Annotated in this window: 9 protein-coding genes; 1 reads left to right on the plus strand and 8 read right to left on the minus strand. The window is 50.5% G+C overall.

Going from position 1 to position 12,039, the window contains the following annotated elements; all coding sequences use genetic code 11:
- Positions 1-256: 256 nt before the first annotated feature.
- Positions 257-1,381, minus strand: a complete 1,125-nt coding sequence (locus BN3277_RS05030; RefSeq protein WP_059041207.1) for an HD-GYP domain-containing protein — start codon at positions 1,379-1,381, stop codon at positions 257-259.
- A gap of 212 nt (positions 1,382-1,593) precedes the next feature.
- Positions 1,594-4,116 (minus strand): DNA gyrase subunit A, encoded by a 2,523-nt coding sequence (gene gyrA, locus BN3277_RS05035; RefSeq protein ID WP_059041208.1) that lies wholly within the window; start codon positions 4,114-4,116, stop codon positions 1,594-1,596.
- Between the two features lie 338 nt (positions 4,117-4,454).
- Between gyrA and BN3277_RS05040 the strand changes: the two genes are divergently transcribed.
- Complete coding sequence (locus BN3277_RS05040) at positions 4,455-5,246, plus strand: YheC/YheD family protein (RefSeq protein ID WP_059041209.1); 792 nt, start codon at positions 4,455-4,457, stop codon at positions 5,244-5,246.
- Positions 5,247-5,327: 81 nt separating this feature from the next.
- Here the strand turns inward: BN3277_RS05040 and gyrB are convergent, their stop codons facing one another.
- The 6 genes from gyrB to dnaA form a co-directional block, all read right to left on the minus strand.
- Positions 5,328-7,232 carry a DNA topoisomerase (ATP-hydrolyzing) subunit B gene (gyrB, locus tag BN3277_RS05045; RefSeq protein ID WP_059041210.1) on the minus strand — a complete coding sequence of 635 codons (1,905 nt, stop codon included), beginning with the start codon at positions 7,230-7,232 and terminating at the stop codon, positions 5,328-5,330.
- 41 nt (positions 7,233-7,273) lie between these two features.
- Positions 7,274-7,522, minus strand: coding sequence for an extracellular matrix regulator RemB (gene remB / locus BN3277_RS05050; RefSeq protein WP_059041211.1), 249 nt, complete (start codon positions 7,520-7,522; stop codon positions 7,274-7,276).
- 16 nt (positions 7,523-7,538) lie between these two features.
- Positions 7,539-8,651, minus strand: a complete 1,113-nt coding sequence (gene recF, locus BN3277_RS05055; RefSeq protein ID WP_059041212.1) for a DNA replication/repair protein RecF — start codon at positions 8,649-8,651, stop codon at positions 7,539-7,541.
- A 57-nt stretch (positions 8,652-8,708) separates the two neighbouring features.
- The gene (gene yaaA / locus BN3277_RS05060; RefSeq protein WP_059041213.1) at positions 8,709-8,933 is read right to left on the minus strand and encodes a S4 domain-containing protein YaaA; all 225 of its coding nucleotides are present in this window, start codon (positions 8,931-8,933) and stop codon (positions 8,709-8,711) included.
- A gap of 34 nt (positions 8,934-8,967) precedes the next feature.
- Positions 8,968-10,110, minus strand: coding sequence for a DNA polymerase III subunit beta (gene dnaN, locus BN3277_RS05065; RefSeq protein WP_059041214.1), 1,143 nt, complete (start codon positions 10,108-10,110; stop codon positions 8,968-8,970).
- 354 nt (positions 10,111-10,464) lie between these two features.
- Complete coding sequence (dnaA, locus tag BN3277_RS05070; protein ID WP_059041215.1) at positions 10,465-11,811, minus strand: chromosomal replication initiator protein DnaA; 1,347 nt, start codon at positions 11,809-11,811, stop codon at positions 10,465-10,467.
- Positions 11,812-12,039 lie beyond the last annotated feature (228 nt).

The raw sequence follows: 12,039 nt of genomic DNA on the forward strand, positions 1-12,039 counted from the left end.
TCTCCAATAAAGTGTTTGACTTGCTCATTTCAAAACTGACGAGATTTAAAATCTCATTTATTACTCACTCGTTGTTCAGTTTTCAAAGATCAACTTCGTTATCGTCTTATCGGCGACAACTTTTATAGTATATCACCTCTGGGCGTATCTTGCAAGACTTTTTATTTAAGCAATGAATTCCAGTATCGAATTCATCATCTTGCACACCTCAGCGGGTAAATAATAATATACCCCAAATCGATCTCAAAAATCAACCCTAGGAAACAACTTCCACAATATGAAGCTGTCGCTCCACGACCAAGTTAACGATTTGCCCTTGGACCGATACCATGGGCCGCGTAGGATGGTTGCGATCAGAGAATACAATCTCCCCTTCGCTCCCATTACTTAAGCGCACCCGCGTCCCTTGATGGAACTGGGTAACCTTATCAACGAAGGTTTGGACAACGCCGGGATCCAGTTTACCAAACGCCTCAGACCGAATCTCCTCCAGAACTAAATAAGGCGATTTCGCTTTACGATAACGTCGATTCAAAGTCATGGCATGGAAAATATCCGCAACGCTTACGATTTTCGCGTAGATGTGAATTTTATCGCCGGTCAACCGGAACGGATAGCCGGTGCCATCCATCTTCTCATGGTGCTGCAACGCAGTCAGCCGAACGCCCTCGTTAATCGCGGCTGTTTTGCGCAGCTGCTGATAGCCGTAAGTCGTGTGCATCCGCATCTCCTCGGCTTCGTCCGCCGACAGCTGGGTAGGCTTATATAAAATCGCCGGATCGATTTTCGTATTCCCGATATCATGCAATAACCCGGCAAAAGCCACCTGCATCCAATCCTTCTGGGGCAACCCATGCCACTGGGCCAACTGATAGGAGGTCAGCGAGGTGAGGATGGCATTATGATACATATAATCGTATTCGTTTATATTGCGCGGCATAAACGTCAGTACATGATAATGCTTCAACTGGCGCACGAGCTCCTCCAATTGATGACGAAGCTCATAAATCGGCAATTCCGCAGCCAACACGGATTGAAACGCGCTTTTCGTCAAATGCAACATCCGATCATACTCGCGATGTAACGAAGTCAGAGGGCTGATCCCTTCCTGTTTGGCCGTTCCCGCCGCCGTCACTGCCACTGTTGGCACTGCTGCGCTCGATGCTGGCTTCGCCAATTCCGAGGCCTCGATTGCTCCCTTCCGCCCGGGAACCGCAAAATCCTCAACGTCCACCTGCCGGATCATAAAGGCGCGTAGGATATCCAAATCTCTCGGAAGCAAAACCTTGCCCTTTTGCAGCAAAAGACCGCCCAATGGACTATAAACGTGACTCACTAACTTAACTCCCGGTTTGACATCCGCGATTGAGATACTAACCATCCTTTATTCTCTCCTTAGGGTAAGACTAAGTTTCCGAGTCTCTTTAATTTTACATATTCTAGGAACAAAGAACTAGAGACCGCTATTCTTATTATAGTACGCAGGCAAAATGGCAAGCAATCTTTCTTTTTAGAAGGAAAAAAGAAGGCAAAAAGAAGGCAAAAAAAGACCCCCGAACCGAGAGTCCGGGAGTCCTGTTTAATGCTGTAGGATTATTCTTCAGCGCCATCCTGTTCGTTTACCGCGTCATTGCCGTCAACAGCTTGGTCTTGGTCCTGCGAGAGCTCGTTGTCTCCCTCTTGGTCCTCTTCCTCGCTCTTATCCGAACGGCAAACCGTCGCCACAGAATCGTCTTCGCGAATGTTAATCAGCTTCACGCCTTGCGTATTCCGGCCCATGGTGGAAATCCCCTCCATGCTCGTCCGGATCAACGTACCGCTTGCGGTAATGATCATCAGGTCCTCTTCATCCTTCACGACCTTCAGCCCGACAACTGTGCCGTTCTTATCCGTCACGTTAATCGTCTTGATTCCTTTCCCGCCGCGGCTTTGGATACGGTATTCCGAAACCGGCGTCCGCTTGCCGTAACCTTTGGCGGTGACGATCAACACGTCTTGGCCAGGAACAACTACGTCCATGCCGATGACCTCATCGTCATTATCCAACGTGATGCCTTTGACCCCGGTTGCCGCCCGGCCCATGGAGCGCACGTCGCTTTCCGGGAAGCGGATGGACATGCCTTGCGCCGTCCCCATGATGACTTCCTCGTTGCCGTCGGTCAGCTTCACGTCGATTAACGTATCGTCCTCGCGCAGGTTCACGGCGATCAAGCCACCTCTGCGGATATTGATATAGTCTTCGATCGGCGTCTTCTTCACGATGCCTTGCTTCGTGGCAAAGAACAAATACTTGTCATCATCAAACCGCTCGACCTCAATCACCGCGTTGACCGTCTCGCCTTGCTCGATCTGGATCAGGTTGATGATCGGCGTCCCCCTTGCGGTACGGCCCAGCTCCGGAATTTCATAAGCCTTCAACCGGTAAGCCTTACCGCGGTCGGTAAAGAACATCAGATAATGGTGGGAGTTCGTAACGAACAGATGCTCCACGAAATCATTATCTTTGGTGTCCATCCCAACTACGCCACGTCCGCCGCGCTTCTGGCTGCGGTACGTTGTGACAGGCAATCGTTTGATATAGCCCGTATGTGTAATCGTGATGACCACTTCTTCTTGAGGAATCAAATCCTCATCCAGGATGCTCTCTTCGCCGATTGTAATTTCCGTACGGCGTTCATCCGCGAATCTCTCGCGAATTTCCTGCAGCTCTTCGCCGATGATTTTCAGCACGAGATGTTCATTGGCCAGGATCTCGCGATATTCGGCGATCTTCTGCAGCAATTCGTTATATTCGTCTTCGATCTTCTCGCGCTCCAAACCGGTCAACCGGCGGAGTCTCATATCGAGAATCGCTTGCGCTTGCTCGAAGCTGAGTCCAAAACGAGTCATCAAGCCTTCACGGGCTTCTTCGTCCGATTTGGATCCCCGGATCAAGGCGATGACCTCATCGATGTGATCCAAGGCAATCCGCAAGCCTTCCAGGATATGCGCCCGGGCTTCGGCTTTCTTCAAATCGAATTCCGTACGCCGGCGAACCACTTCTACCTGGTGCTTGAGATAATGACTCAGAACGTCCTTCAACGTCAAAATTTTCGGTTCATTGTTGACGATCGCCAGCATATTAATGCCAAACGAGCTTTGCAGCGCCGTATGCTTAAACAAGTTGTTCAGTACGACGTTCGGATTGACGTCCCGGCGAAGCTCGATGACGACGCGCATCCCCGTGCGGTCCGATTCATCACGCAAATCGGTAATACCGTCGATTTTCTTCTCGCGAACGAGCTCGGCGATTTTCTCAACCAAACGTGCCTTATTAACCTGATAAGGAAGCTCCTCCACGACGATCCGCGCTTTGTTGTTGTGCTCCTCAATCGTGGTCTTGGCCCGCATCGTAATCGAGCCGCGTCCCGTCGTATATGCCTGACGGATTCCCGAGCGCCCCAAAATATAACCGGCCGTTGGAAAATCCGGGCCTTTAATATAATCCATCAATTCCAGCGAACTAATGTCCGGGTTCTCAATCAGAGCATGGACCCCGTCGATGACTTCCCCTAGGTTATGCGGAGGAATATTCGTCGCCATCCCGACCGCGATCCCCGATACCCCATTCACCAGCAGGTTCGGAAAACGGGAAGGAAGCACAACCGGTTCATGCTCTTCCCCATCGTAATTCGGCATGAAATCGATCGTTTCTTTGTTGATGTCACGCAGCATTTCCATTGCGATTTTGGATAACCGTGCTTCGGTATACCGCATCGCAGCAGCCATATCGCCGTCCACCGAACCGAAGTTGCCATGGCCTTCGACGAGCATATATCTCATCGAGAAATCCTGCGCCATCCGCACCATCGTCTCGTAAACAGCAGAATCCCCGTGGGGATGATATTTACCGATAACTTCACCGACGATTCTCGCCGATTTCTTAAACGGTTTGTCCGGATGCATCCCCAAATCCGACATCGCATAGAGAATGCGGCGATGCACCGGCTTCAGACCATCCCGCACATCCGGCAACGCACGGCTGACAATAATGCTCATGGCATAATCCATAAAGGACTCGCGCATTTCCACATTGATGTCCCGATCTATGATTTGAGAGAATTTTTCTTCCGCCATGCTGGACCTCCTTCATAATCTATCCACGTGCCTTCGTATGGGAAAAAGCCCGAAAAACCGCCACTTTCATTATATTACTTTCACAAATCAAGCTCAATTAAACGTGACCGGCTTTCTACACGATCCATATAGACAGCAAAAAAATAGGGATGTGTCCACTCCCATCGAATCCTACGTTCATACACTACGGATATAGGCATTTTCTTTGAATCGCTGAAAAAGCTTATAAAATCCCCATATCTTATAATTATACCATTGATTTTCTCTTCTGTCCTATGTTTTTCGCCACGGATGAGAACGGACCGGCCCCGGTCCGAAAGAAAGGAAGGATAAACGATTTGACGATCCAACGTATCGCAAGCAAGTGGGAGAAAACGAAAGTGATCCGCCAGAAGGAATCCCTTCGTCCATACATTCCGGATACGCGAAAATACTCCTTCGAGCATCTCCGGGATATGCTGGAGGCATACGGCTATGTCTTCGTCAAACCGGATCACGGCACCTATGGCATCGGCGTCATGAGCATTGAACATTGGACGGATGATCTGAACCCGGGAAGCCCGCTCCAGTATAAGCTCAGGCACGGAATCGAATCCGAGCTGTACCCGACGGTAGAGGAGCTTCACACCGCGCTGACCGGCAAAATCGGACAAAAGCCTTACCTGATCCAAAAGGGGATCCGTTTGCTCACGTACCGCCGCCGCAGGTTTGATATTCGTGCCCTCGTACAGCTGACGCCACGCAAGACGTGGGAAACTACCGGCTTTATCGGACGAATCGCCGCCCAGCAGAAGGTCATCACCAACTATCATGGAGGCGGCAGCGTGATGCTGATCGAGGATTTGCTCAGCTCTTATTTGACGCCCAAGGAATTTGCCGAGAAATACAAGGAAATGAAATCGGTAGGCGTACAGGCGGCGCATCAATTGGCCCGCAGGTTTCCAAAAATCAAGGAAATCGGCCTGGACATCGCCATTGACGAGCAGCATCAAATCTGGATTCTGGAAGTAAATACGAAGCCGGCGCTCTTCCCCTTCAAATTGCTGCACCCGAAGGAGGTCTACCAAAAAATTCGACGTTACGCCGTCGCTTACGGCCGGTTAAAAGACAAAAACGCTAAAGCGAAATAGGAAAAAGGCTGTTCCCATGCTGCCGAGGGAAACCCCGGCTAGTTTAGAACAGCCTTTTCTTATATCGTATCTTGGACTTGCTTAGATATCGAGATTCTTAACATATTTCGCATGCTCGTGAATGAAATCGCGCCGCGGTTCAACGTTATCGCCCATCAGCGTATCAAAAATCGCGTCCGCCTGAATGGCGTCGGAAATCGAGACCTGCTGCATCGTACGGCTCTCTGGATCCATCGTGGTCTCCCAGAGCTGTTCCGCGTTCATCTCGCCGAGACCTTTGTACCGCTGTACGTTTACTTTCACGCCTTCGCCAAATTCAGCGATGATTTCATCGCGTTCCTTCTCGGAGCCGGCATAACGAACCACTTTGTTGCGTTCGATTTTGAACAATGGCGGCTGCGCGATATAAACGTAGCCCGCCTCGATGATCTTGCGCATGTAACGGAAGAAGAAGGTCAACAGCAGCGTGCGAATATGCGCGCCGTCGACGTCGGCATCGGTCATGATGATGATTTTGTGGTACCGTGCCTTCGCGATGTCGAACTCTTCGCCGATCCCGGTGCCCAGCGCCGTGATGATCGCCCGAATCTCCGCATTGCCGAGGATCCGGTCCAGACGTGCTTTCTCGACGTTCAGAATCTTCCCGCGCAGCGGCAAAATCGCCTGGAAGTGACGATCCCGCCCTTGCTTCGCCGATCCGCCCGCCGAGTCCCCTTCGACGATATACAGTTCGCTGATCGAAGCGTCCTTGGAGGAACAGTCCGCCAGCTTGCCTGGCAAGGCGCTGACTTCCAGCGCACTCTTCCGGCGCGTCAGCTCGCGCGCTTTACGAGCGGCTTCCCGTGCCCGCGAAGCTTGGAGCGATTTCTCCAGGATCCGCCGGGATACGGAAGGATTCTCCTCCATGAACTCCTGCAGTTTCTCAGCAAACAGCGATTCCACGATGCCGCGCACTTCGCTGTTGCCCAGCTTAGTTTTCGTTTGTCCTTCGAACTGAGGTTCCGGAATTTTAACGGAAATGATCGCCGTCAAGCCCTCGCGAACGTCATCCCCGGTCAGGTTCGAATCATTCTCCTTGATCATGCCGGACTTGCGGGCATAATCGTTGATGATCCGGGTCAAAGCGCTCTTGAAGCCGGACTCATGCGTCCCGCCCTCATGCGTATGAATATTGTTCGCGAACGAATAAATATTTTCCGTGTAACTGTCGTTATACTGCAGCGAGACTTCAACCTGGATCATGTCCCGTTGTCCTTCGACATAGATCGGATCCTCATGAAGCACTTCACGGTTATTATTCAAAAACCGGACATACTCCATAATGCCGCCCTCGTAATGGAACGAATCATTATGATTGGTACGTTCATCGGTAATGGTGATGTTAATGCCTTTGTTCAAGAAGGCCAATTCCCGAACCCGCGTCAACAGCGTATTGTAATCAAAAACGGTCGTTTCCGTGAAAATTTCCGGATCCGGATAAAATCTCGTCGTTGTTCCTGTTTCCGTCGTATCCCCAATGACTCGAACATCGTATTGAGGGACGCCGCGATGGTATTCCTGCTGATAGATATGTCCGTCCCGTTTAACTTCCACAATGACCTTCGTCGACAACGCGTTAACAACGGACACACCCACACCGTGCAAGCCCCCGGATACCTTGTATCCGCCGCCGCCGAATTTCCCCCCGGCATGGAGCACGGTCATGACGACTTCCAGCGTCGACTTCTGCAGCTTTTCGTTCATGCCGACCGGAATCCCCCGGCCGTTATCCACTACCGTTACGCTGTTATCAGGATGAACGATGACGTCGATTTTGTTCGCATAGCCGGCCAGCGCTTCGTCGATACTATTGTCTACGACTTCCCATACCAGGTGATGAAGACCCCGGACGCTGGTCGAGCCGATGTACATCCCCGGCCGTTTGCGTACCGCTTCCAAGCCTTCAAGCACCTGAATATTACTCTCGTCATATGTTTGTTCGTTCATTGACAATGCCTTCACCTACTTCTCTAGAATCAAACTCAAGGCTAAACCGCCAAAATCACGTTCGCTTTCTTCTTCAGCGTAGCGGAGGAGATCGGCGAGTAATAGATCTCGTTTTGGGTCACGACGATCGACTTCGGTTCCTCTTCGCCGATGCGCACCACGTTCTTTGCCTCAAGCGCATGGCTGAGGAACTGCTTGGATATTTTTGAAGATTTCTCGATCGTGATATCGAAAATGGCAATTAACTCCGAAGAAAGAATCACCTTTTCTCCTCCCAAATGGATATACATCGGTTTCCCTCCGTCCTTAACCTTGGACTTGTCCTTCCTGAACATGAAAAATGCTGGCGTCCTGTAGCCGGCTCGCATTGATGCTTTCGATCCCTGTAGCCGTGATGAACGTCTGCACTTTGCTCTGAAACGTTTCGATCAATTGGGTTTGGCGGTACGGGTCTAATTCGGACAATACATCATCCAAAAGGAGGATGGGGTATTCGCCGATTTCCTCATGAATCAGTTCAATCTCCGCCAGTTTCAACGATAATGCCGTCGTCCGCTGCTGGCCTTGGGAGCCGTAGACCTGCGCTTCGTTGCCGTTGATAATAAACGACAGATCATCGCGGTGCGGTCCGCAAAGCGTCATGCCGCGGCGAATTTCCTGATCTTTCATTTGTGATAACTTTATCATAAATTGCCGCAATAGGACAGCTTCATCTTCTTCCTCGGCATCGCCGAACGATGGAAGATAAGCCAATTTCAAGGTTTCGCCACCTCCGGTGATCCCCTCGTGAATGTGCTCCGCCCACTTTTGCAGTTTACTTATAAATTGTTTCCGTTTTTTGATAATTTTAACACCATGTTCGACTAGCTGTTCGTTCCATATGTCCAGCATCGTCGTCAGTTCAGGGCCGGCGCCCCAAGCCTGCTTGAGCAAATTATTACGTTGGACCAGCACCTTCTGGTACTGTTGCAAATGATAAAGATAGCTGGGCTGAACCTGTCCGATCTCCATGTCAAGGAACCGGCGCCGTACCCCGGGGGTTCCTTTAACGATCTCCAAATCCTCGGGAGCAAACATCACGACGTTTATCGCGCCGATAAAATCGCTCAGCTTCCGCTGTTCCAATCCGTTCAGCTTCGCTTTCTTGCCTTGCGACGTAAGTCGAAGCTCCAGTTGGACCGCGCCGTACTTCTTCTCTACCTCCGCCGACACCACCGCATGGTCGCTGCCGAACGAAATCAGCTCCTTGTCTTTGCCGGTCCGGTGCGACTTCGTCAGCGCAAGCACGAACAGGGCCTCGAGCAGGTTCGTCTTCCCTTGGGCGTTGCGCCCGATGATCAAATTCACTGCACCGAAGGATTCCAACGCAAGGGTGCCGTAATTCCGGTAGTTTTGCAGCGATAAACGATTTACAAACACGTTCTAAGCCCCCTCATCTTCCGCCGATTCCCGGCGGTTCGGCCCGGGCAGGGCCCTTCAGGGAGCTTCTTCTCCCGCCACCTGAAAAGAGCCGCAGCCTTCCACCTCTACGATATCGCCCGGATACAGCTTCCGGCCCCGACGCTCCTCCGGCTCGCGATTGACCTTCACGGCGCCTTCCTGCAAGATCGCTTTTGCCATGCCTCCGGTGGACACGCAATCCGCCAGCTTCAGGAAAGAATCTAGTTTAATATATTCGCTTGAGATGGAAATTATTTTCATTGGCGTTGGCTCCTTTATTATCTTCAAAAGCTGACTAGTTCGTCGTGCGGTATGGCAGGATCAGATAGAGGCTTTGGCTGTCATCCACCGGCTTGATAATGATCGGGCTCATCGCGCCCGTAAATCCGATGTGCAACTGCTCGCTTTCTACGACCTTCAGCACGTCCAACATGTATTTCGAGTTAAAGGAAATGCGCAGCGGATCCCCCGTAAATTGGGCGACATCCAGCTGTTCCGTTACTTTCCCCAGCTCGGAGGAGCTGGAGGAAATCTCGATCGTGCCGTCTTCCATAGTTTGCAGGCGGACGATGTTTGTCTTCTCCTCGCGGGACAGCAAATAAGCGCGGTCGATCGAATCGCTTAACTTCTTGGTGTCCAGGACGAGTTCTGTTTTATAAGTGGTCGGAATAATCTTGGAAGTATCCGGATAAGTCCCGTCGAGAATTCGGGTATAGAACAACACGCGATCAATTTTGAACAACACTTGATTATCGGCAACGACGATTTCGACGCGCGTATTTTGATCAGGAATGATTTTGCTGAGCTCGTTCAGCGTTTTGCCGGCTATCACGATATTGCTGAATCTTACGCCATCAGCGTCGTCCAGACCCGCAATGCGGCTGGCCAAACGGTGGCGGTCCGTTGCGACGAATTTGAATTGGTTATCCGCCAAGTTCCACAAGACACCTGTCAGAATAGGTGAGGTTTCGTTCGTGGAGATGGAGAATACCGTCTGCCGAATCATGTTCTTCAATAAATCGCCGGGAATTGAAATTACCTGGTTCTCCTCAATGCTAGGCAGCACCGGGAATTCCTCCGGATCCAGACCCACCATTTGGATATCGGTGGAACCGGAACGGATAAAGGTTTGGAACCCGTCCTGCACTTCCATTTCGATTTCGGAGGAAGGCAGCTTCTTGATGATCTCTACGAAGAACTTCGCCGGTAGAACAACGCTGCCTGGACGCTCGACCTGTACGATTTGCTTCTCCTGATCCTCAGCCGGAATAAAGGCTTGAATGGAGATGTCCGTATCGCTGGCGGTCAGGGTCATCCCTTGGAAGTTCACGTCCAGCTTGATCCCGGTCAAAATCGGAATCGTCGTCCGGCTTGAAATCGCCTTGGATACGTGTTGGATCGATTCGTTGAGATCATGTTTTAAAATACGGATTTTCATAAATTCAACTCCTAAACGTTTTATGAAGCCTAGGCTTCTATGATTAGCATGGCAATCTAACTTACTTCATTCCCCCGGAAGCAGATCAGCTCGTCATAATCTCCACCTCCGAAGCATAACCTTAGGGTATGTACGGTTTTGAGGCGCTTCAAGCTTACTTCCTCTTCAGTTGGACAAGAGCGGCTTTGCAGTGCCTACTCGAACCGGTGGCTTGTCCGCGACTTATGAAGATGTATATATCTTTAATAGATTAGAAGAAGTAGTAGGGGCACTGAATATGTGGATAACAACCAAAAAAATATGAAATGAAGCCTATCCACATGTGAATATCATGTGCATAGGCTTATCCCTTATTCAGGTAGCACTTTTTATTTTTTCGGTAATGTTGTTGACGATTTTGAATAGCTCCTGGTCCGCCTTCAACTGTTGGGTGATTTTCTCATGCGCATGGATGACCGTTGTATGGTCTCGACCGCCAAACGCGTCACCGATCTTCGGCAGCGAGAAATCGGTTAGCTCTCGGGCGAGATACATGGCAATTTGCCGCGGAAACGCGATTGCTTTGGTTCGTTTACGCGCTTTGAAGTCGTCCAGCTTCAAATTGTAGTAATCGCCGACCTTTTGCTGAATGTCCTGAATCGTGATCATCTTCGGACGGCTGGAAGGAATGATATCCTTTAGCGCTTCGGCGGCCAGATGGGTCGTAATATCCTGGTTGATCAAGGAAGAGTAAGCAACGACGCGGATTAATGCACCCTCCAGCTCGCGGATGTTCGTATCGATCTGATTGGCGATGTACATCATCGCTTCGTTAGGGATATCGAGGTTCTCCGCCTTGGCTTTCTTACGTAAAATCGCGATCCGCGTCTCCAAATCCGGCGGCTGAATATCGGTGATTAAGCCCCATTCAAACCGGGAGCGAAGCCTCTCCTCAAGCGTCGGAATCTCCTTCGGCGGTCGGTCGCTGGAGATGATAATCTGCTTGCGCTCTTCATGCAGCGCGTTAAACGTATGGAAGAACTCCTCCTGGGTCGATTCCTTGCCGGCGAGAAACTGAATGTCGTCAATCAGCAAAATATCGATGTTGCGGTATTTGTTGCGGAAGCTTTCCGCGCGGTTGTCCCGGATGGAGTTGATGAATTCATTCGTAAATTTCTCGGAGGAAATGTACACGACTTTACTGCTGGGGCTGTGTTCCAAAATGTAATGGCCGATCGCATGCATCAGATGCGTCTTGCCAAGTCCCACACCGCCATAGAGGAACAGCGGATTGTACGCCCGCGCTGGCGCCTCGGCGACCGCGAGGGAGGCGGCATGAGCAAACCGGTTGCCGGAGCCGATGACGAACGTGTCGAACGTATACTTCGGATTAAGCATATGGGAAACGCTTTCCTCGCTTGGGACAGGAGCGGGAGGTTCCTTATAAACCTGAGCTTGCTCGGGCGGGGCCGATTCCTCGATCACGAAAGAAACGTCGACCTGCTTGCCGATCACCTCAAGAACCGTTGTGGCCACCAGTTTGGTATAGCGGCTCTCCAGCCATTCCACCGCGAACGTGGTCGGAGCGGAGATCACGATCGATTGATCGGTCAAGGAAACCACCTTGGTTGCTTTGAACCAGGTGTCAAAGCTCGGCTTACTCAGTTTAGTATTAATAATAGATAAGATATGTTGCCATATTTCCGAAGTATGGCTGTCCACAGACTGTCACTCCTTTTAAATCTTCCAATTGTGGCTTAAGCCATGCAGAAAGAAGTCGAAAAAACATAAATAAAGGGGAATTTTATCCCCAATGTTAAGTAAAGTATAATAATTCTAAACCGATAAATTTTCGAATTGTTCACAATGTTATCCACAGCCTGTTAATAAATCAGCGGATAAACAGAGATATTCACAACGAAAACAATATAATCATAGCAAAAGAAGGCC

It is taken from the genome of Paenibacillus rubinfantis, assembly GCF_001486505.1.
Lineage (GTDB): Bacteria > Bacillota > Bacilli > Paenibacillales > Paenibacillaceae > Fontibacillus > Fontibacillus rubinfantis.

Coding starts and splice junctions, on each gene's coding strand:
- BN3277_RS05030 (WP_059041207.1), bottom strand. CDS start 1,381: ATGGTTAGTATCTCAATCGCGGATGTCAAACCGGGAGTTAAGTTAGTG.
- dnaN (WP_059041214.1), bottom strand. CDS start 10,110: ATGAAAATCCGTATTTTAAAACATGATCTCAACGAATCGATCCAACAC.
- remB (WP_059041211.1), bottom strand. CDS start 7,522: ATGTATATCCATTTGGGAGGAGAAAAGGTGATTCTTTCTTCGGAGTTA.
- gyrA (WP_059041208.1), bottom strand. CDS start 4,116: ATGGCGGAAGAAAAATTCTCTCAAATCATAGATCGGGACATCAATGTG.
- gyrB (WP_059041210.1), bottom strand. CDS start 7,232: ATGAACGAACAAACATATGACGAGAGTAATATTCAGGTGCTTGAAGGC.
- yaaA (WP_059041213.1), bottom strand. CDS start 8,933: ATGAAAATAATTTCCATCTCAAGCGAATATATTAAACTAGATTCTTTC.